Here is a 21,916-nt window from a genome sequence, read left to right on the forward strand (position 1 = left end):
AACAATAGCAATAATGACTAAATTCTTATTTTTCGCATGAAATGTTTCAGCACATCATCCCTTTCTCCTATGTCATATTATAGCGAAAAATATAAAAATGAAAATAACTTTTTTGAAAATTCTATATATTATTTTTAGTTTTCATAAAACAGAACTCAGCGGATTCTCCACTGTGAAATATTAACATTAGTGATTCAGCTGGCGACGTCCATTTTTTGAAAATCGTATTCATATGTACGTTCAAATAAAAATCCCGCACTCTTTAAAAGCGCGGGATAAGACTTGCGTATTATGTTGAAATAAATCTTCCGCCATTTACGTGAATGGTTTGCCCCGTCATATAGGAAGATTCGTCTGAAGCCAGAAGCACGTAAGCTCCGGCGTGTTCAGCAGGCTGTCCCGGTCTTCCCATCGGAGTGTCCAGACCGTGCTTTTCCACCTTTTCTTCAGTAAACGTTGCCGGAATCAGGGCGGTCCAGATCGGCCCGGGGGCCACCGCATTAACTCTGATCCCCTGATCGGCCAATGACATCGCCATTGAACGCGTAAAGGAAACGATGCCGCCTTTCGTGCACGAATAGTCGATCAATGATGTGTCTCCCTGATAAGCGGTAATAGACGTTGTATTAATGATGGCGCTCCCTTTTTGCAGGTGGGGCAGCACGGCTTTTGTCATATGAAACATAGAAAACATGTTTGTACGGAATGTCTTCTCCAGCTGTTCAGCTGTAATATCAAGAATCCCGTTTTGCGGATGCTGCTCAGCCGCATTATTAACGAGAATATCTATTTTTCCGTAGCGATCTAAGACTTGCCGGACCGCCTTCTGACAATGCGCCTCATCACCGACGTCTCCCGGAATTAACAGGCATTCGGCCTGGTATTCTTCCGCACGCTTTTTCGTTCTCTCAGCATCGGCATGTTCGTCTAGGTACAGGATGGCAAGATCCGCTCCTTCCTTCGCGTAAGCGATCGCAGCCGCTGCGCCGATGCCGCTGTCTCCGCCCGTGATGACGGCGACTTTTCCTTTTAATCTGCCCGACCCTTTTACATCCGGGTCCTCCAAGAGCGGTTTTGGCTCCATGTCTGACTCAATGCCGGGCTGGCGGTTTTGCACCTGCGGCTTTTGTCCTTCCGTCTGTCTGTCTATCGGATTCATATTCTCACACTCCTGCAATTGGTATTACTGAGACGATACCACGCAGTGCGGGGAGTTAAACGGACAAATATGCCGGTAATTAAAGCTGCTGAGCCGTTTCGGGAAAAGCGCCGGTGTATTTCGCAGACGGCCTGTAAATCATGTTGTCAGCGGACTGTTCAAGCACGTGTGCGCACCAGCCTGCCATTCTGCTTGCTGAAAAGGTCGGCGTAAACAAATCATTGTCGACATCAATGGCCTGCATCACAGCCGCTGCGTAAAACTCCACATTCGTATACAGCTTCCGTCCGGGCTTATATTGCTCTAGCAGGCGGATGGCTTCCTTCTCCACATAAAGCGCCAAGTCAAGCGACGGATCATTTCCCGCCACCTCTTCAGCCTTTATGCGCAGCGCTTCCGCCCGCGGGTCTTTTGTTTTGTACACCCTGTGCCCGAAGCCCATCAGGCGTTCTCCCCTCATAAGCTTCGCTGCCAAATACGCTTCTGCATTTTCTTTTGTCCCGATGTCTTCAAGCATTTTCGTGACGCCTGAAGGCGCGCCTCCGTGCAGCGGCCCTTTCATCGTACCCAGTGCGGCAGTGACGGCAGACACTAAGTCCGATTCAGTCGAAACGGTGACTCTCGCCGAAAAAGTCGATGCATTCATCCCGTGCTCCATCGCCAGAATCATATACGTCTCAAGCGCTTTCTTTTGGGCTGCGGACGGCTGCCTGCCTGTCAGCATATACAAATAGTTTTCAACGTGTCCGTATCGCGCCTCAGGTGACAACGCTTCCTGCCCTTGTTTACGGCGGTATCTGTACGCAATAATCGTCGGTGTGACGGCAATCAGTTTAATCGCTTCTTCCGGCTTGGGCGGATATGTAAATGAATCTGTGCCCAAACCTGAAACAGCCGTTCTCAGCACCGCCATGTCTTCCATTTCATCCGGAAGCGTTTCCAGTAAGTCGATCAAATGTTTCGGAAGCCCGCGCTCGGCTGCAAGTTCTTCCTGAAACGCAAGCAATTGCCGCTCATCAGGAAGCGCCCCGTTCAAAATGAGATACGCCGCTTCTTCAAAACTGGATTGCAGCGCGATATCCTTCGCGTCATAGCCGCGATATATTAAATGCCCCTTTTCTCCATCAATGTGGCTGATCGCCGTTTCTGCACAAGTAATCCCTTTCAATCCACGATAAATCAATTTCATTCCCCCTTATCCTCTTTCTGTTATTATAGTAAATATAATATTTAAAAAATAATGAATATTTTTAAGGGAATTAATTAAAACTTTTAATCAGAGGAGTGCATCTATGGATTTTAAATGGCTTCACACCTTCGTCACCGCGGCAAAATATGAGAATTTCAGAAAAACGGCGGAAACGCTTTTTTTATCTCAGCCGACCGTCACCGTTCATATAAAATTATTAGAGAAAGAAATCAGCTGCAAGCTGTTTCAGCGGAGCGGCCGGAAAATACAATTGACGGAAGAAGGAAAAGCATACGTGCCGTTTGCCATGAGGCTTTTGGAAGACTATGAAAACAGCATGGCGGAGCTGCACAGGGTGCGCCAGGGCTACTCGCACACGCTGACACTCGCTGTTTCACCGCTTATCGCCGACACCGTTCTCCCGTCTGTCATGAAGCGTTATACAGAGGACAATAAAGAAACCGAAATGACGGTCACCATTTTCGAATCGGAAGAAATCGCCTCTCAAATCAGAAACGGCTCAGCCGATATCGGACTGAGCTGCTTAAAGGTGCAATCATCTTCCCTCACTTGCCGCCCCCTGTACAATGACCCCGTTGTCCTCGTCGCGCCGCCCGGCCGAAAACCCGGAACAGGGAAGGCGGATGAAGTGAAAGACCTGTTCGGACAATATCTGCTTTTGACCCATAACCATCCTGACTATTGGGATGATTTGCTCCGCCAGGTCAGAATACAGTTCCCTTTCGTCAGGACAATGAAGGTGACACAGACGCATATTACGAAACGATTTATTAAAGAGGGGCTGGGTGTCTCATTTCTGCCGCTGTCAGCGGTACGGGCCGAACTCGCCGCAGGCAGCATGATTGAAATTCCGTGCGAATTCGCCCAGATGCCGAGCGCGGGCGCATACGCCATCGCCCTCTATGAAAATGAAAAAAAGAAAACCTTTTTAGATTTTTTATCACATTTTCATTTTTAGGTGAAACAAATGGAGCTCTGTCCCGTCTAAATAAAAAACCCGTTCTGATGAACGGGTTTCTATCTCTGCTAGAATCTTTTCGCGCCCAGGTAGCGCGGTTTCCAGTAGCTGTTATTCAGATCACTTGTTGTGACGCCGTCAGAACCGGCATGGATGAACTTGTTGTTTCCGATGTACACACCCATGTGTGAAGGGCCGGCCTGATATGTTGTAAAGAAGACGAAGTCTCCTCTTGACGGGCTGGACACGCTCTTCATTGAGCTCCAGTATCCCGCAGTGCTCGTTCTGCCGACACTCGTCTGTTTGTTTAACAGGTACCAGATAAATCCGCTGCAGTCAAAGCCGGAAGTCGTTGTTCCGCCCCATACATACGGCGTCCCGGTTAAAGATTGCGCATCAGAAATCAGCTTGTTTACATTCAGGCTCGTCTGTGCAACATTATGGCTGGATGAAGGCTGCTTTGATGACGAAGATCCCGAAGACGTTGAACCGGAAGTTGATCCCTTTACTTTAAGAACTTGTCCGATGCGGATCAGGTCCGTTTTTAAACCGTTTAAACTTTTTAATTGGTTTACCGTCATTTTATATTTATTCGCAATTTTCCAAAGGCTGTCGCCTTTTACGACTTTATATGTAGACGATGATGACTTGCTGCTTGAGCTTGAACCTGAGGATGATTTACCGTTGATCGAAAGCGTCTGACCGATGTAAATGATATCCGATTTTAATTTGTTCTCAGATTTAATGGAATTAATTGACGTTCCGTACCGATTTGAAAGTCCCCATAATGTATCGCCTTTTTTTACCTTAATCGTTTGCGCAGATGCCGCGCCCGCAAACAAAGTCGTCCCCAAAACCACTGCCGTTGTTGCTGTAACAAGTTGCTTTTTCATATTTTCCTCCCTGAATGATTCTATCTATTTTATGTGTCTCTTTTTTAAAGTTTTTATCTGTTTCCTATTATAAGGTTCAATTTCCACTAGAAATAGACTTGACTTCCCGTGACAAATTTCTTACTAATTCGTTTTAGAAAAAAGTTTTTAAGGGTATTAAATATTTCAATTTGATTTCAAACGTGACGAAAAACGAGTCAATTTGTCATGTTTTTTTCCTGTGATCCTCGTATTTTGGAAAAACAAAGCAGTTTATTTTCCAAATAACCCCTTGTTAAAAAAATCCTCGACTTTTTCAAAAAAGTGAATGGTTTTCATCCTTTCTTGAAAACATAAGTTACACCGGAATTTACATTTCTAACAATGTTTCACCTGAAATTTACAGGAGGAACAGGCGCTCTTTACAAACACCCCCTACCATTAGACATGCAGACACGATTAAAGGAGGACGAGTGAGAATGAGTCTATTTAAACAGGTTCGATCAAAACTTCTGCCGGCGGCAGCCGTATCCGTGCTGACAGCCGGTCTGATTGCGGGCGCGGGGCTTCAGCACTCCGAACAGGCTGCGGCAAAAAAACAGCCTGACAAAAACGAAATCAGAAACGTCATCTTCATGGTCGGCGACGGAATGGGCGCTCCCTATATGAACGCCTACCGTTCGGTCATTAACAAAGGAAAGCCTTCGGATGGTATGAAACTGACGGCATTCGACCCCAATCTCGCCGGTATGATGATGACTTATCCTGACGATCCTGATTCCAATATTACCGATTCCGCGGCGGCTGGCACGGCAATGGCCACAGGCGTGAAAACGTATAACGCGGCGATCGGAGTCAATAAAAAAGGAAAGCGGGTAAAATCCGTCCTCGAAGAAGCGAAACAAAGAGGGAAATCCACCGGACTTGTCGCAACTTCAGAGATTGCCCACGCCACCCCTGCGGCATTCGGAGCCCATAACAAATCCCGAAAGAACATGGATGACATCGCAAGCAGCTACTTTGATGACCGCATCAACGGAAAACAGAAAGTCGATGTGCTCCTCGGAGGCGGCAAGTCAAACTTTATCCGTAAAGACCGCAATGTAACAAAGGATTTCAAAAAAGCGGGATACAGCTACGTGACATCAAAACAGGAGCTCAAAAAGGATCGTAATAAGAAGATTCTCGGCCTGTTTGCCGATGGCGGACTCGACAAAGCAATCGACCGCTCAAATGCCGTCCCTTCATTAGAAGACATGACAACGGCAGCGATCGACAGGCTGAACAAGAATAAAAAAGGGTTTTTCTTAATGGTCGAAGGCAGCCAAATTGACTGGGCGGGACATGACAATGATATAGTCGGCGCAATGAGTGAAATGAAGGATTTTGAAAAAGCGTATAAAGCAGCGATCGCATTTGCCAAAAAGGACAAACATACGCTTGTCGTTGCCACGGCTGATCATACCACCGGCGGATTGACGATCGGCGCGAATGACGATAAAAACTGGCATGTTGAACCGATTCTTGCCGCAAAAAAAACCCCGGCATTTATGGCTGACCAAATCAAAGCGGGCAAATCCGTATCTTCCGTGCTTGCGCATTATACAGACCTGAAATGGTCAAAAGCGGAAATCAAACAGATCGAAACGGCCGCAAAACAGGATGCTGACAAGAGCATCTACAAAGCGATCATTAAGCTCTTTAATGCGAAAACCAACAGCGGCTGGACAACCGGCGATCATACAGGCGAAGAAGTTCCCGTTTACGCATACGGTCCGGGAAGAGAGTCATTTACGGGGCTTTTAAACAACACGGACCAGGCCAAAAAGATCTTTCACATCCTGAAACACGGAAAATAAAAAAAGGATGCGGGGGTTTCCCCGCATCCTTTCTTCTTTTACAGATATCTCCGGTGCACTCCTTTGCCGTCATACGAAAACATCACTTCTCTGTCTTCAAGAACAGATTCGATGTGCACGCTCCTGCCCCACAGCTGGTACAGATACGGCAGCACTTTCTCCAAATATTTCAGATCAAGCTCAATTCCCTCATACCAATGTTTAATATAAAGTTCATTATTCTTCAGGTAATCCCCGTCATTGACGGTCAGATAAGGAAATCCCCCGTTGACCCTCATGTTCACGAGCTGGTCGCGCACGGCCTTCCATTCTTTGTCGATCACTTTATAGTCCCTGCCCTGCTTTTGGAATAAATACAAATCCTCACGCATCACGAGATCTTTCGTCAAATAATTGCGGATAAATGATATATCCGATTCAATTTCCCTGACCTCAAACATTTTCTCGCGTCCGGAACCGGGCTTTACCCCTGTTTTTTTCATTTCATCTGTCGGGTTGTCATAACGCTCTTCGATGTCTTCAAAAATTTTCAGCCCTAAATAATACGGGTTGATTCCCGTTTTTGACGGCTGAACGACGCCTGCGTTCAGCTTCGCAAATTCGATAGCTTCATCTGAAGTCAGGTCAAGCTCGCGGATAATCCGCTGATGCCAATAGGATGCCCAGCCTTCGTTCATGATTTTCGTTTCCAGCTGAGGCCAGAAATACAGCATTTCTTCTCTCATCATGGTTAAAATGTCACGCTGCCACGGTTCAAGCTCCCGCGAATGTTCCTCGATAAACAACAGAATATCTTTTTCCGGCCGGGGCGGAAACGGTTTTTTCCCTTTTTTCTTTTTCAGCTGCTTCGGCTTATCCATTCCCCATAAATCATCGTAAGGCGATGGCGCGGTTTCTTCTTCGTCCTCCTCTTCGTCATCGACGCTCCACAGCAGCTTCGGCCTGACGAGCGACGGATCGATATGCTCCTGAACCGCCAGAATGGCATCTAAAAAGGACTCCACCTCTTTTATCCCGTGAATTCTTTCATAATGCTTAATCCGCTCCGCCGCAGCCGCCATACTCTCAACCATGTCCCGGTTCGTATTTTGAAAGCGGCAGTTATGTTTGAAAAAATCACAATGGGCAAGAACATGGGCTACAATTAATTTATTTTGGATCAGCGAATTGCTGTCCAGCAAAAAAGCGTAGCAAGGGTTGGAATTAATGACAAGTTCATAAATTTTGCTCAAACCGAGATCATAATGGAGTTTCATCTTGTGAAATTGTTTGCCGAAACTCCAATGGCTGAATCTCGTCGGCATGCCGTACGCGCCGAATGTATAAATAATCTCAGCCGGACAAATTTCATATCTCATCGGGTAGAAATCAAGGCCGAAACCCTTCGCAATGTCGGTTATTTCCTCAATTGCCCGCTGTAAACCTTTTGTCTCCTCCGCGTTCAACCGAATCCCCCCTACTTGGACTTATTTATAATGTATGACCCCTCCTCTCAAAAGATGAAATAACAGACCGGTTTCCGTCTGAAAACTTTCGGCACACCCGCCCCGTTTGCTTTATATGTAAGTGGGTAAAACACACACCATACCCCAAAAAGAAAAGGAGCGATTCTACTTGAATACAGCAGACATGCTTACGACGTATCTCAGCAAACTCCCGAATCTGGTCATTGCACTGCTCGTCCTGCTTATCGGCTGGGGCATTGCCAAAATCATTGAAAAAGCTGTATACAAAGGCCTGCAAAAAACAAAAATCGACGACAGACTGTTCGCCGAAACAAAGCCGGCGCGCTATTCCTCAGAAAAAGTCATCAGTAAAGTCATTTATTTTATCGCATTAATCATCGTTTTTATTCTATTCTTTAACATTCTGCATCTGACAACCGTGGCTTCGCCTTTTGTCAGCATGCTGTCAGCGATAACGGCGGCTGTGCCGAGCATTTTAAAAGCCGGCCTGATTCTGCTGTTGGGCTGGGCGGCCGCTTCGCTTTTCAGCTATCTCGTCAAAAAAGCGGGCATGAAACTCGCTGAAAACGGCCGGCTCAGAAAATGGACAATGGTGTCTGAAGAAGCGGAGATGAGCAGATCCGTTACGGCCGCTTCACGAATCGTTTTTTACTTCGTCTTGCTCTTGTTCCTGCCCGGCGTCTTGGCCGCTCTCCAAATCAGCGGAGTATCAGGGCCGTTTACAAATATGATCCAAAGCGTTTTGTCCTTTATACCGAAATTATTCGCCGCGGCGCTGATTGTTTTAATCGGCTGGCTTGTTGCCCGTCTCGTCCGTGATATCGTCACAAACTTTCTGGCGAGTATCGGCACGGAAAGGCTCGCCGCACGTATGGGGCTTTCTATATACCTGAAGGATACAAGCCTGTCGGCAATCATCGGAACGATTGTCTACGTGCTGATTTTCATTCCGGTGATCATTTCTGCGCTTGACCGGCTTGATGTGGCGGGTATTTCTGAACCGGCGTCAGCCATGCTGCACACGGTCTTCACAATGCTCCCTAATATCATCATCGGTATCGTGCTGATCATCGCCGGCATCTGGATCGGAAAATGGGTCAACAGCATTGTATCCGGGCTCTTGCACCGGGCCGGTTTCGACTCTCTTCTCGGTAAAATGGGTTTTGAACAGACGGGTACCCCGAAGCTGACGCTTTCTCAGACGGTCGGCATGATTGTTCAGATTATCATCGTCCTGCTGTTTACGGCAGAGGCGCTGCAGCTTGTTCATCTCGAATTTCTCGTCGTTATCGCAACAGGTATTATCGCTTACCTGCCTAATGTTCTGGCCGCTGTATTTATTCTCGGAATCGGACTTTTGGCCGGACAGCTCGTCAGCAGACTGCTTGCCGGCATGCTGAGCGGAAAGGAATTCAGATTCCTGGCGCCGGTTGCGAAATATACCATTATCACTCTTTCAATCTTTATGGCGCTGGATCAGCTCGGTGTCGCCGACACGATCGTAAATGCCGCGTTTATTCTGATTCTGGGCGGTTTCGCGCTTGCCTTCGGACTTTCATTCGGTCTTGGCGGAAAAGATTTCGCCTCTCGTTATCTCGCAAAATTGGATCGCAAAATTGAAAAACATCAATCGGCTGACGATCGGAAGCCGCCGATGTCTTAACGAAAAAAACGTGTGCTCAGAAGGAGCGCACGTATTTTTTTGAGTTAAGGGGGCAAATTCCTTTTTTTTCATTTTAGATTCATATATGATAGACTGTAACAGAAGCAAAATCTCTTTTTTCGAGGTCATTCTATGAAATTAACGAACTATACCGATTATTCTTTACGCGTTTTGATTTTTTTGGCTTCCAGACATTCCGATGAACTTTCCAACATAAAAGAAATCGCAGATACTTATTCCATCTCTAAAAACCACCTTATGAAAGTCATTTACCGCCTCGGCCAGCTCGGATATGTCGAAACGATCCGGGGCCGGGGAGGCGGAATCCGTTTAGGAATGACACCGGAAGACATAAACATTGGAGAAGTCGTTCGAAATACAGAAGACGACTTTAACATCGTAGAATGCTTTGACTCCAAAAAAAATCTCTGTATCATATCTCCCGCCTGCAACTTAAAGAACCTTCTGAATGAAGCCCTGCAAGCTTACCTGGCCGTTTTAGACAAATATACGTTAAGGGATCTGGTCAAAAATAAAGAGGAGATTATGAGACTGCTCAGAAGCTGAAGGAATGCCCGCATTCCTTCTTTTTTTATGCCGGCATAAGAAAAAAGGACTATTTCTATTAATATGATAAACGATTGCAGACAAGTGCCGATATAAAGATTATCATTACTGATATCCTCACCTTGCGGCTGCAACGAATGGGGATAGTAAAATCATCGCAGGAAAAGGGAGATTCATTATGAAAAAAAAGGTAGCGGTCGGTTTGACTGCATCTGCGATCGTCGGGTCTGCGTTAGCTGTAACACCGGCAGAAGCACAAACGATTAAGGTTAAAAGCGGAGATTCATTATGGAAGCTTGCCCAAAACTACAATACGAGCGTGGATGCCATTACATCAGCCAATCATCTAAAATCCACCGTTCTTTCTATCGGGCAGACGCTCAACATTCCTAACGGCAAATCAGATTCCGGCAGCAAAAAGCCATCTTCAAAGAACAGCGGCACGACTAAAAGCGTTTATACAGTGAAAAGCGGCGACTCGCTGTGGCTGATCGCATCTGATTTTAAAATGTCCGTACAGGAACTGAAAAAATTGAACGGTCTGACAAGCGACTTAATCCGCGCGGGACAGAAGCTGCAAGTGACGGGGAAAGTTTCCTCAAGCACCGATCAGAAAAAAACCGCTCCTGGCAGCAGCTCAAACAGCAGCAAAAAGCAGTCATCATCTTCCGGGACGTATAAAGTCAAACTCGGCGATTCACTATGGAAGATCGCAAACAGCGTCAATATGACCATTGCGGAACTCAAAGTATTAAACAACTTAAAAACGGATACGATCTACGTAAACCAAGTCCTGAAAACAAAAGGAACGTCTTCTTCGGGAAACACGCCGTCAAAAGACAATTCAAACCAAAATAAAAACCAGACGCAAACGTCCTCCTATACAGTAAAAAGCGGAGACTCACTCTGGAAAATCGCAAACGCATACAATATGACGGTTCAGCAAATCAGAAGCATCAACAAACTGACGTCAGACATGCTGCGGGTCGGACAAGTGCTTAAGCTGACCAAAACGTCATCTTCCGGCTCTTCGACTTCACCGTCAACTCCGAACCAGTCCGGAAATACAGGGAAAACCACTACATATACCGTGAAAAGCGGGGATTCTTTATGGGTGATCGCCCAAAAGTTCAATGTGACCGCCCAGCAGATCCGCGAGAAAAACAATCTGAAAACAGACGTTCTTCAAATCGGACAAAAGCTGACGATTACCGGGCAGCAGACAAACACGACTCCGAATCAGTCCGGCAACACAGGCGGCACAGGTTCAACAAGCGCGAAGATTAATGTAATGATCGATGCCGCAAAAGCTCAGCTGGGCGTACCGTATGTATGGGGCGGGACGACGCCGAGAGGCTTTGACTGCAGCGGTTTCATTTATTACGTTCTCAATAAGGTCACTTCTGTATCCAGACTTTCAGCCGCAGGCTACTGGAATACGATGACATCAGTCAGCCAGCCGGCGGTCGGTGACTTTGTCTTTTTCTCAACTTATAAAGCCGGACCTTCCCACGTCGGTATTTATCTCGGGAACGGCCAGTTTATTAATGCCAACGATTCGGGTGTCGTTATTTCCAGCATGAACAATTCCTATTGGAAACAGCGCTACCTCGGCGCAAAACGTTTCTTCTGATATCTGACAAGCTGTACGGCCTCAATAAGGCTGTGCAGCTTTTTTTACAGTCTGAAAATATTAATGCTGATCACGTGTTTTGTCACCGGATGGAAATACACTTCAGCACGGGATGAAAACGTTTCTTTTGTTGTTTGCACCGTTACGCGAAACACATCTTTCGTCTGTTCCCGGTTCACTTTTGTACGGCCCATGTACGAATAATCGGTAAGCTCGGCCCCCTTGTATTCACGTTCAAGCTGGTTCCATGCGAGCTGTTCCCATTTTTCAACTGACGGATCAAGGTGTTCTGTATGCCCTTTTTCAGCGATCGAGGCAATGAGAATGCCGCAAAACAAGAGGGCAAGCACAAATGGAAGGGATTTCATCTTTATGTTCTCCTGAGTCGTTTTTTGTCAATCTTAGCGTGTCCAAAGAAGAGACGGATATGCGGTTTTATTTTATGTCTCCCTCATATTGCTATGCCGCTGTGATAAGGACACCAACTTTTCCCCCGTTGCATCGGTCTTCGACGGCATAAACTAACGGAGAACTTCTCATTGAAAGGAGAAGCGTAAGATGGATCATGCGGATTATGATAAAGCCTTATATTACACACACCGGTCTCAATGGGACAATTTGTTAATTTTGATGGTTCGTACAAAAGATGATTTATTATCAAAGCGTATTGAGTACTTTCTGCACGCGTATCATTTCGAATATGATCATGCGGTGCTTGAAAAAGAGCTGTATTCCCTTCTCGGGTATATTGATCATGCGACAGAGCTCGCTTATGAAGATCAATTAGCCATGCTGACATAAAACAATCCCGGCGTCAGACGCCGGGATTTCTTGTATTTGTGAACATATTCAGCTCTTCGATCATCTCTTTCAGGCTGACTGCCATATCCTCAGATACGGTCCGGCGCTCCATGTCAATGTGAATCGGGTCTAAGACCAGCTGTTTCGGGATGACATTTGCATAAACGCCCCGCATGACCGTCCGCATATTCGCCAGCGCGTTCATGCCTCCTTTTCCTCCGCCCGCCGCGGCAATGATTGCCACCGGTTTGTATGCCCAGTGATCGCTGCTTAAAAAATCGATGGCGTTTTTTAAAGCGCCGCTCATGCCGCTGTGATACTCGGGAGATAATAAGACGACGGCCGCCGACTTTTTCACCTGCCGCCTTAACTCTTGCACTGCGGGCAGCTCGTTCTGTTCTTCTTCACCGTTATAAAGCGGCAGTTCACTTTCGCTCAAATCAATAAAATCGGTATGAAACCGATCTCTTATATAAGAAGCGGCAATTCTAGTCCGCCCGTTTTTTCTCGGTGTGCCGCTGATCACTAATATGCTCATCATTTTACCGCCTTTCCAAAAACATTATATTTTACCGCATACAATGCCGCCTGCGTCCGATCGGAAAGATTCAGCTTTGACAGCAGGTTGGACACGTGGGTTTTCACTGTTTTTTCTGAAATAAACAGTGCCGCCGCAATTTCCTTATTGCTTTTCCCTTTGGCTATTTCTTGAAGAACATCTTTTTCACGAGGGGTGAGCTGATCATATTTTTCCTTATCCTGATCGTCCTGAACCATATGGGTCAGCACGTGAGGCACAATATCCGCCGACAGCCGGTAACGTCCGGAATACACTTCCCAGAGCGTTTTCACTAAATCATCGGGCTGGGCGTCTTTCAGCTGATACGCTTTTGCGCCGGCTTTAAGGGCGGGAATGACATGCTCCTGATCAGAATAGCTCGTCAAAACGACGATACTGATGTCCGGAAATCGTTCAGCCGCAATTTTTGCCGCTTCTATGCCGTCCATATCAGGCATTGATAAATCCATCAAAATCATGTCCGGCTCCGTCTTTTCAGCTTGCTGAAGCGCTTCAGCACCGGTGGACGCCTCACCGACAACTTCAATGTCTTCCTGAGTGGCGAAGAAATAGCGCAGTCCTTTGCGGACAACGTGATGATCATCAGCAATCGGCGAGCGTATAAGACCCGTCCGGCTCAATCAGAAAAATCCACCCTGTCTGCAGCCCGGTCAGGCTGAGCAGTTCGCGAAGCACTTTATCAAGCGCTTCCTTTAAATCGTGGCTTTGGTTTAAGGTTTCCGCAATCGCTTTTAACGTTTTTAACGTTTCTACCGTCGTTTTCGTCAATTTCCCTCACTCCGGCCAATCAGAATTATCCATATTATATCAATTCTTTTCTGTATATTCCTTTGTTTTCAGCATGAATTTTCCTCATACTTTTGATGAGGCGTATAAAAAAACCGCCGGAAGTCGCTTCCGGCGGTTTGTTGTTTATTTCGTTTTTTCCACTATGCCATCCACCGTTTTCATGACGGCTTCAGATAATGCGGCAAGACGCTGTTCGCTGTCTTGTAAAGAAGTTCCCTTCACGGCGAAATAGAACTTCACTTTCGGCTCCGTTCCCGATGGACGAAGGCAGAACCAAGAGCCGTCTTCAAGGAAATATTTCAGGACATTTGACTTCGGCAGATCAATATCTTCTTCATGATGATCGGCAAATACAGTCCGTTTTCCCGTTGAATAGTCTTCAGCCTGCGTGATTTGTTTTCCGGCCATCTGCTTCGGCGGATCGTTTCGGAAGGAAGTCAGGATAGCGGAAATCTGCTCTGCTCCCTGTTTTCCTTTTAACGTCAATGACTTCAAGCCTTCACGGTAATATCCGTATTCTTTAAAAATGGACAGCAGCGCGTCATAAAGCGACATGCCCTGCTTTTTATAAAAGGCGCATACCTCGACGGCTAACAGCGCAGCCTGGATCGCGTCTTTGTCACGCGCGAAATCGCCGATTAAGTAGCCGTAGCTTTCTTCATACCCGAACTGGAACGTGTATTGGCCTGATTTTTCATATTCTTTGATCTTTTCACCGATAAATTTGAAGCCTGTCAGCGTGTCAACCGTATCTAATCCGAACGATGAAGCGACGGCGCGGCCCAATTCGCTCGTGACAATCGTTTTCATGACGACACCGTTTTCAGGAAGGGCGCCCTGTTTTTTCTTCTCGGAAAGCAGGTAATGCAATAAAAGCGCGCCTGTCTGGTTTCCCGTCAGCACTGTGTACTTGCCTTCGCTGTTTTTTACGGCAATGCCGAGACGGTCGGCATCCGGGTCCGTAGCGACGAGAATATCAGCGTTTTGTTCTTCTCCGAGTTTAATGGCATATTCGAATGCCGCGTGCTCTTCCGGATTCGGCGATTTGACGGTTGAAAAATCCGGGTCCGGCAGCTCTTGCTCCTTCACGACGGTGACGTTTTTGTAACCGAGTGCTTCAAGACCGCGGCGCACCGGTTTATTTGCCGTGCCGTGCAGCGGAGTGAACACGACGCTGACATCCACTTCAGCCGAAAGCTCGGGATGTACGGAGATGGAAGTCAGTTCTTCAGTATACGGTTTATCAATTTCTTCACCGATTATTTTAATCAAACCTTTTTCTTTCAGTGAAAGTTCATCTTCAACTTGAATCGTTAATTCATTTTCTATGGCATTCACTTCCGCAATGACGATGTCCGCTTCTTTCGGCGGCAGCTGTGCGCCGTCATCGCCATACACTTTATATCCGTTATATTCAGGCGGGTTATGGCTGGCCGTCACGACGATACCGGCATAAGCGTTCAGCTTTCTCACCGCAAAAGACAGCTCAGGCGTCGGGCGGAGCTCATCAAATACGTATGTTTGAACGCCTTGGGAAGCAAGGGTTTTTGCAGCTTCCATCGCAAACTCAGGAGATTTATGACGGGAGTCGTATGCGATCGCAACCCCTCTTTTTTTCGCGTCTTCCCCCTGTTTCGCGATATACGCCGCAAGTCCGGCGGATGCTTTGCGGACCGTGTAAATATTCATCCTGTTCGTACCCGGCCCGATTTCCCCTCTCATGCCTCCTGTTCCGAACTCAAGATCTTTGTAGAAAAAATCTTCCAGCAGCTGCTCGTTTCCTTCTGCGTCCGCCAATAATTTTTTCAATTCTGAATCTAATTGTTCGGCCTGATTCCAGCGTTCGTAACTCTTACTCCAACTCATGTTCGTCCTCCTATAATTTCAGCTTATGACCATATTTTAATATGAAGCGGCTGTCCGTGTCACTTGATAACTTAACCAAATGCTTTATGTAAAAAGATAAAAGAAGGGCTCATGCCTTTTCGGCACAGCCCTCCGGTTATTATTGTTCGAGCGGAACAACCGCGTCGTGCAGCAGCGTATTTAACCACTCAGTGTGTTTTTCTTTCGTTTCGTCATTCCATTGGAATCGGTCGCTCATGTAATCAATCACGGCTGTTTTATACGTTTGCACCCATTTGATGTCGAAGAACAGTCTTCCCGTTCTGCGGACGAAGAAATCGGCAGGTGTCGCAGCCATTTCTTCTTCGATGCTGTAAGCTGCTTCAGCCAAAATGTGAACCGGAATCTGGCGTTTTTCCGCTTCGTCTTTCAGACCTTCAATCCGGCTGAATACATTTTCAACGTTAGAGCCGTATCTGATGGCTAACTGCTTAGCGGTTTCCTGTGATAATCCGATTTTCAAGCCGTCTTTTGTCTTTGCTTCCACAAATGACTCGAAGTTTTTAGAGCCGCCGACATGTCCGCCGGAAATCGGCATCGTCTTCGTCTTGCAGCCGCCGAAGTCCTGGCCGCCCTCTTCTTTCAAGCGGTCGCGGACAAGATCGACAATGTGCTCAGCCATTTTACGGTAGCCCGTCAGTTTTCCTCCGGCGATCGTAATCAGGCCTGATTGAGATGTCCAGATTTCATCTTTACGGGAGATCTCAGACGGGTCTTTCCCTTCTTCGTGAATAAGCGGTCTGAGGCCGGCCCAGCTTGATTCAATATCGTCCGCCGTAATGTTCAGTTCCGGGAACATATAATTGATGGAGCTGACGACATAATCGCGGTCCTGCACCGTCATGCGCGGGTGCTCAAGTTTTTGTTTGTAAACCGTATCGGTCGTACCCACGTATGTTTTTCCTTCACGCGGAATGGCGAACACCATCCGGCCGTCCGGCGTATCAAAGTACACCGCCTGTTTAAGCGGGAACACGGATTGGTCGAATACGAGATGGACCCCTTTTGTGTGCTGAAGATGTTTTCCGCTTTTGCTGTGGTCTTTTTCTCTCAGCTCGTCGACCCACGGACCTGTCGCATTGACGATTTTTTTGGCGTAAACTTTGTATTCCTTGCCTGACAGCAGATCTTCAATTAAAACGCCGACAACTTTTCCTTTTTCATAAAGCAGTTCTTTCACTTTAGAATAGTTGACAGGCTCCGCACCGAATTTAACGGCTTCTTTCATGACTTCAATCGTCAGTCTCGCATCGTCCGTCCGGTACTCTACATAATAGCCTCCGCCTTTTAAGCCGTCTTTTTTGACGAGCGGCTCTTTTTGCAGCGTTTCTTTAGCAGACAGCATGCTTCTGCGCTCTGATTTTTTTACTCCCGCTAAATAGTCATACACACGCAGGCCGATGGAAGTAGAGAATGAACCGAACGTGCCCCCTTTATGAAACGGCAGCAGCATCCATTCCGGCGTCGTGACGTGCGGGCCGTTTTCGTACACGATGGCACGTTCCTTACCGACTTCTGCAACCATTTTGACTTCAAATTGCTTCAGATAACGCAAACCGCCGTGGACAAGCTTTGTGGATCTGCTTGATGTGCCGGCCGCGAAATCCTGCATTTCGCTCAAAGCGACTTTCATTCCCCTTGAAGCAGCGTCAAGCGCCGTACCGGCACCCGTAATACCTCCCCCTATAATAAACAGATCGTATGTTTTTTTAGTCATGTCTTCCAGCATATGATCCCGTTCCAAACTTGAAAATTGGTGATTCATCATTACGTTTCCTCCTTGTTGTCACGGTATAGAAAAAGAGACCACAACAGCCAAAGCGCAGTTATCACTTTGGTGCTGTGGTCTCTCCTCATCTCAGGACCGTTCCTATTAACTTGTTTTCAGTATACCACATTTTTATCTTATTTAAAAGCCATAGCTGCATTTACTGCTTTTTTCCATCCGCCGTACAATTCATCGCGTTTTTCATCTTCCATTTCCGGTTTGAATTGCTTATCAAGGTTCCATTGATCAGCGATTTCAGTGCTGTCCTTCCAGTAGCCGACAGCGATTCCGGCCAAATACGCGGCACCGAGCGCCGTCGTTTCATTAATTTCCGGACGTTCGACCGGCACATCAAGCAAGTCGCTCTGGAATTGCATGAGGAAGTTATTTTTTACCGCTCCGCCATCTACACGCAATGTTTTTAAAGAGATGCCTGAATCAGCCTCCATGGCATCAAGCACATCTTTCGCCTGATAAGCGAGAGATTCAAGCGTAGCCCGGATGAAATGCTCCTTCGTCGTTCCGCGTGTCAGGCCGAAAACTGAGCCGCGCACGTCACTGTCCCAGTACGGTGTGCCTAATCCGACGAAAGCGGGCACGACATAAACACCGTCAGCGGAATCCACACGCTCTGCGTATGTCTCGCTTTCTTTTGAATCTTGGAACATCCGCATGCCGTCTCTCAGCCATTGGATGGCAGAACCTGCGACAAAGATGCTTCCTTCCAGTGCATACTCGACTTTTCCGTCTAATCCCCAGGCGATTGTCGTCAGAAGGCCGTGATCAGAAGTGATGGCTTTTTCTCCGGTATTCATCAGCATAAAGCAGCCTGTGCCGTATGTGTTTTTCCCCATGCCTTCTTCAAAGCACGCCTGACCGAACAGCGCAGACTGCTGGTCTCCGGCCGCTCCCGCAATCGGAATGTTTTTACCGAAGAAATGATAATCAACCGTTTTCGCGTACACATGAGAAGACGGTTTCACTTCCGGCAGCATTGATTTCGGCACGCCTAAAATATCAAGCAGCTCGTCATCCCATTTTAATTCATGAATATTAAACATCAGCGTTCTTGAAGCGTTGGAATAATCCGTTACGTGCGCCGCCCCTCCGGACATTTTCCAGATGAGCCATGAATCAATCGTTCCGAATAGAAGATTTCCGTTTTCCGCTTTTTCCCGCGCGCCTTCTACATTGTCAAGAATCCATTTGACTTTCGTTCCTGAGAAATAAGGGTCGATCAAAAGTCCCGTTTTTTCTCTGAATGTATCATTATATCCTTTTTCACGAAGCTCTTCGCAAATGCCGGATGTTTGTCTCGATTGCCAGACAATCGCATTGTATACCGGCTTTCCGGTATCTTTATCCCATACGACCGTCGTTTCCCTTTGGTTCGTGATGCCGATGCCGGCAATTTGATCAGCGCTGATTCCGGACTCGGAAATCACAGTCGCGATAACGGCGAGCACCGATCCCCAGATTTCGTTCGCATTGTGCTCCACCCAGCCCGGCTGAGGGAAATGCTGTGTGAATTCCTTTTGAGCGGAATGCACGATTTTTCCTTCTTTATTAAAAAGAATCGCTCTTGAACTTGTTGTGCCTTGGTCAATTGATAAAATATAGGTCTCCATGATGCCGCTCTCCTTTTTAAATATATTCAGAATTTGATAATGTTTTCCGTGATTGAGATTTCTTGGTATAAATATAGAGTATGAAAAGCACTACAACCATTATAACGCTTACAAACCAAAAGCTAGGTGTCACATTTCCTTTAAACGCGGCATTGTAAAATACGCCGCCGAACGCACCGCCCATGATCGGACCGATTACGGGAATCCAGGCATATTTCCAATTTGAAGGCCCTTTTTTCGGGATCGGCAGAAAGGCGTGAGCGATTCTCGGCCCCAAATCCCGCGCAGGGTTGATCGCATATCCGGTCGTCCCTCCAAGAGAAATCCCGATGGCAACGATGAGGAATCCGACAATCAGCGGGTTCAGCCCTTTTGTAAATTCATTCGCTCCGATTGCCAAAATGCCGAGCACAAGCACAAACGTACCAATGACTTCACTTATCATATTCCCAAATGTATGAGGAATACTCGGGCCGGTCGAGAAAACGCCCAGTTTAGCGGCCGGATCATCCGTCGCCTTCCAATGCGGCAGATAATGAAGGTACACAACAACCGCACCGATCATTGCTCCGATCATCTGTCCCGCAATATAAACAGGGACGTCTTTCCAAGGAAAGCTGCCTTCAAGCGCAAGGCCTATCGTTAAAGCCGGATTCAAGTGAGCGCCGCTGATGCTGCCGACGGCATATGCCGCCATGGCTACTCCCAATCCCCAGCCGAATACAATAACAATCCATCCGGATTGGTATGAAAGCGATTTCTTTAAGTTGACTCCCGCACAAACGCCGCCGCCGAAAATAACAAGCAGCATTGTACCGATTACTTCTCCCCAAAATGCTGTCATCATCATTCCTCCTAAATGACAAAATAGCAGGTTTGACAGAGTTATAGAGAATAAAAAACCCACAACAAACCGCTTTACGCTTTATTGCTTCCGTAAAGAGCTGTTGTGGGTCTCCGGGTCTCCATCACATAGTATTAACCTAGGTCTATTGTAACAATGGGTGTAAGCGGTGTCAATCTTTTTTTGTCATAGAATGTTCATATTTAGCCCATAGTTCGGTGTCTGAAGTCGTCACGGCCGTGGCTCCTGCCTGCAAGGCGTTTTCAACGTCCTGCTCCGTGCGGATGAAGCCGCCGGCAAAAATCGGAATCCCCGTCATTTCTTTAATTTCTCTGATTAAAGTCGGAACGATGCCCGGGAGAACCTCGATAAAGTCAGGCTTATGCTTTCCGACGAATTCCATGCTTTTCTCCATGGCGCTTGTATCCAAGAGAAACAGACGCTGGATCGCGTATATTTTCTTTTGTTTCGCTTTGACGATGACTGATGATCTCGTCGAAATGATGCCCGCGGGCCGGATATCCTGGCAAATGAACTCCGCACCGTATTCATCATGCTTAATGCCGTGGATTAAATCGACGTGAACCATCAGAAGTTTTCCGTGTTTTTTTGCTTCATTCACAACACCTTTTAATTGACCGAGGTGGATATCTAAAATGACGCCGTATAAGAACGGACTTTCTAAAAATGCATCGAATTGCTTCATGTTCCGGATTGCCGGTAGAATCTGCTGGTTGTGAAAACTCATGTTTTACTCCTTTACATTAAAAATCAATGCTCAGCACGCTTTCCTTGACGGTCGAAATGATGAAAGAGAGCTCCTCGTCCGACAGGCAAAAAGGCGGAGACAGCTGAATGACATTATTATATCCCGCTACAGTATCGCCATTTTTCCCGACAAGCAGGCCTTTTTCTCTGCACGCGGTGATGACGTGCTGCACAAGGGCGGCATCAGCGGGTTCCTTCGTGACTTTGTCCTTGACGAGCTCAATGCCGGCAAGAAGGCCCTTGCCCCGTACATCTCCGACCGCCGGATGTTCTCTGAGCGGCTCAAGCTCACGGAGCAGCCTTTCTCCAAGCTCCCGGGAGCGGGCGATCAAATTTTCGTCCTCCATCAATTGCAGGTTTTTCAAGGCCAGGGCGCAGGCTGCCGGATTGCCTCCGAATGTATTCACGTGCCGGAGGCGGCCGTACGGCTCACCACCCGAATACGCCTCAAAAATCTCCCGTTTTACTGCCGTTGCCGACAGCGGCAGATAAGCGCTCGTAATGCCTTTTGCCATTGTGACGATGTCCGGTGAAACGCCGTAATGCTGAAATCCGAACGGCTCTCCCGTGCGGCCGAAACCGCAAATAACTTCATCACTGATCAGAAGCGCGCCGTGGCGGCGGCAAATGTCCTCTACCTTTGCCATATACCCGTCCGGGGGCATCAGTATCCCTCCGCCTGTAATAATCGGTTCCATAATAACGCCGGCAATCGTTTCGCTTAACTCCCACGTCATGATCCGGTCGATGTCATGCGCGCTTTCCAATGTGACGGCATCGCCGGGATTCCGATAAAGATCAGGCGGCGCCGCGTGCAAAAAACCTTGTGAGAGCGGCTCATATTTATATTTTCTCTGCGCCTGGCCGGTAGCGGCGAGCGCCCCCATCGTATTGCCGTGATAGCCTCTGTACCGGGAGATGAATTTGAAGCGGCTGTGATCGCCGTTTTCAATGTGGTATTGGCGGGCAATTTTGAACGCGGTTTCATTTGCTTCCGATCCGCTGTTGGAAAAGAAGATTACATAATCGCCGCCGAGCCATTCATTCAGTTTTTCCGCAAGCTCAATCGCGGGTTGATGGCTTTGGGTCAGCGGATAATAAGGAAGCTCCTTCAATTGGCTGTAAGCCGCATCGGCAAGTTCCTTTCTCCCATATCCGATATTGACGCACCACAGGCCTGACATGCCGTCCAAATACCGTCTGCCGTCAATGTCCGTAACCCAGGCGCCTTCCCCTTTTTGGACGATTATGCTGTCATCCGGCTCCGCTCCTTTCATCGCGTGCCAAATCAGCTCTTTATCCTTTTGTTTGAGTGACTGATTTTTTTGTACATGTTCCACACCGCTCATCTCCCTTTCAATATCATTGCACTGTATCGAAAGCTGCCCGGCTTCTGACGCCGATTCTCTTGGTGAAGTTTTCCTCTTAATAAGAATATAAAGGCGC

At 47.3% G+C, this 21,916-nt stretch carries 19 protein-coding genes and 1 pseudogene; 6 read left to right on the plus strand and 14 right to left on the minus strand.

What is annotated here, in order from left to right:
* Positions 1–289: 289 nt before the first annotated feature.
* Together SB24_RS05025 and SB24_RS05030 are read right to left on the minus strand one after the other, a co-directional pair.
* Positions 290–1,159 (minus strand): SDR family oxidoreductase, encoded by an 870-nt coding sequence (locus SB24_RS05025; RefSeq protein WP_039252186.1) that lies wholly within the window; start codon positions 1,157–1,159, stop codon positions 290–292.
* A 79-nt stretch (positions 1,160–1,238) separates the two neighbouring features.
* Complete coding sequence (locus tag SB24_RS05030) at positions 1,239–2,342, minus strand: citrate synthase/methylcitrate synthase (RefSeq protein WP_039254964.1); 1,104 nt, start codon at positions 2,340–2,342, stop codon at positions 1,239–1,241.
* A 109-nt stretch (positions 2,343–2,451) separates the two neighbouring features.
* Between SB24_RS05030 and SB24_RS05035 the strand changes: the two genes are divergently transcribed.
* Positions 2,452–3,327, plus strand: coding sequence for a transcriptional regulator CitR (locus SB24_RS05035; protein WP_007409271.1), 876 nt, complete (start codon positions 2,452–2,454; stop codon positions 3,325–3,327).
* Between the two features lie 68 nt (positions 3,328–3,395).
* Here the strand turns inward: SB24_RS05035 and SB24_RS05040 are convergent, their stop codons facing one another.
* Positions 3,396–4,220: a C40 family peptidase gene (locus SB24_RS05040; RefSeq protein ID WP_015417118.1), complete on the minus strand. Its 825-nt coding sequence runs from the start codon at positions 4,218–4,220 to the stop codon at positions 3,396–3,398.
* 458 nt (positions 4,221–4,678) lie between these two features.
* Here SB24_RS05040 and SB24_RS05045 point away from each other — a divergent pair, with 458 nt between their 5' ends.
* On the plus strand, positions 4,679–6,058 hold the full coding sequence (locus tag SB24_RS05045) for an alkaline phosphatase PhoA (protein ID WP_039252189.1): 1,380 nt from the start codon (positions 4,679–4,681) through the stop codon (positions 6,056–6,058).
* A gap of 38 nt (positions 6,059–6,096) precedes the next feature.
* Here SB24_RS05045 and SB24_RS05050 read toward each other — a convergent pair whose 3' ends face one another.
* Positions 6,097–7,503: a SpoVR family protein gene (locus SB24_RS05050; RefSeq protein ID WP_033574462.1), complete on the minus strand. Its 1,407-nt coding sequence runs from the start codon at positions 7,501–7,503 to the stop codon at positions 6,097–6,099.
* A gap of 169 nt (positions 7,504–7,672) precedes the next feature.
* On the opposite strand from SB24_RS05050, the gene SB24_RS05055 reads away from it, so the two are divergent.
* From SB24_RS05055 to SB24_RS05065, 3 genes are all read left to right on the plus strand, one after another.
* Positions 7,673–9,187 (plus strand): mechanosensitive ion channel, encoded by a 1,515-nt coding sequence (locus SB24_RS05055; RefSeq protein WP_039252197.1) that lies wholly within the window; start codon positions 7,673–7,675, stop codon positions 9,185–9,187.
* 132 nt (positions 9,188–9,319) lie between these two features.
* Positions 9,320–9,754 carry a nitric oxide-sensing transcriptional repressor NsrR gene (nsrR, locus tag SB24_RS05060; RefSeq protein WP_007610306.1) on the plus strand — a complete coding sequence of 145 codons (435 nt, stop codon included), beginning with the start codon at positions 9,320–9,322 and terminating at the stop codon, positions 9,752–9,754.
* A gap of 178 nt (positions 9,755–9,932) precedes the next feature.
* Entirely contained in the window at positions 9,933–11,387 is a 1,455-nt protein-coding gene (locus SB24_RS05065; RefSeq protein ID WP_039252199.1) for a peptidoglycan endopeptidase LytF, read from the plus strand.
* Positions 11,388–11,431: 44 nt separating this feature from the next.
* Here SB24_RS05065 and SB24_RS05070 read toward each other — a convergent pair whose 3' ends face one another.
* Complete coding sequence (locus SB24_RS05070; protein WP_033574459.1) at positions 11,432–11,755, minus strand: DUF3889 domain-containing protein; 324 nt, start codon at positions 11,753–11,755, stop codon at positions 11,432–11,434.
* Between the two features lie 190 nt (positions 11,756–11,945).
* Between SB24_RS05070 and SB24_RS05075 the strand changes: the two genes are divergently transcribed.
* Positions 11,946–12,188, plus strand: a complete 243-nt coding sequence (locus SB24_RS05075; RefSeq protein WP_031378435.1) for a YhdB family protein — start codon at positions 11,946–11,948, stop codon at positions 12,186–12,188.
* A gap of 13 nt (positions 12,189–12,201) precedes the next feature.
* Here the strand turns inward: SB24_RS05075 and SB24_RS05080 are convergent, their stop codons facing one another.
* The 9 genes and pseudogenes from SB24_RS05080 to SB24_RS05120 all read right to left on the minus strand — a co-directional run bounded on the left by SB24_RS05080 (position 12,202) and on the right by SB24_RS05120 (position 21,819).
* Positions 12,202–12,726, minus strand: a complete 525-nt coding sequence (locus SB24_RS05080; protein ID WP_039252202.1) for an NADPH-dependent FMN reductase — start codon at positions 12,724–12,726, stop codon at positions 12,202–12,204.
* Positions 12,726–13,370, minus strand: a complete 645-nt coding sequence (locus SB24_RS05085) for a response regulator (protein WP_039254965.1) — start codon at positions 13,368–13,370, stop codon at positions 12,726–12,728. Before SB24_RS05085 ends, SB24_RS05080 begins: the two co-directional genes overlap by 1 nt.
* Positions 13,360–13,536: pseudogene (locus tag SB24_RS05090) on the minus strand (histidine kinase); the annotation flags it as partial. The pseudogene SB24_RS05090 and the gene SB24_RS05085, both read right to left, overlap by 11 nt.
* Before the next feature lie 144 nt (positions 13,537–13,680).
* Positions 13,681–15,423: a phospho-sugar mutase gene (locus SB24_RS05095; protein ID WP_039252207.1), complete on the minus strand. Its 1,743-nt coding sequence runs from the start codon at positions 15,421–15,423 to the stop codon at positions 13,681–13,683.
* A 139-nt stretch (positions 15,424–15,562) separates the two neighbouring features.
* Positions 15,563–17,230: a glycerol-3-phosphate dehydrogenase gene (gene glpD / locus SB24_RS05100; RefSeq protein WP_003155341.1), complete on the minus strand. Its 1,668-nt coding sequence runs from the start codon at positions 17,228–17,230 to the stop codon at positions 15,563–15,565.
* Between the two features lie 137 nt (positions 17,231–17,367).
* Positions 17,368–18,858 carry a glycerol kinase GlpK gene (gene glpK, locus SB24_RS05105; RefSeq protein WP_007610291.1) on the minus strand — a complete coding sequence of 497 codons (1,491 nt, stop codon included), beginning with the start codon at positions 18,856–18,858 and terminating at the stop codon, positions 17,368–17,370.
* Between the two features lie 16 nt (positions 18,859–18,874).
* Entirely contained in the window at positions 18,875–19,702 is an 828-nt protein-coding gene (locus tag SB24_RS05110; protein WP_039252210.1) for an MIP/aquaporin family protein, read from the minus strand.
* Positions 19,703–19,874: 172 nt separating this feature from the next.
* Positions 19,875–20,450, minus strand: a complete 576-nt coding sequence (locus SB24_RS05115; RefSeq protein ID WP_007610287.1) for a glycerol-3-phosphate responsive antiterminator — start codon at positions 20,448–20,450, stop codon at positions 19,875–19,877.
* Between the two features lie 16 nt (positions 20,451–20,466).
* A complete protein-coding gene (locus SB24_RS05120; RefSeq protein ID WP_099686890.1) occupies positions 20,467–21,819 on the minus strand; it encodes an aspartate aminotransferase family protein in 1,353 nt (450 codons plus the stop codon).
* Positions 21,820–21,916 lie beyond the last annotated feature (97 nt).

Source organism: Bacillus sp. Pc3 (assembly GCF_000815145.1).
In the GTDB taxonomy this organism is placed as follows: domain Bacteria; phylum Bacillota; class Bacilli; order Bacillales; family Bacillaceae; genus Bacillus; species Bacillus velezensis.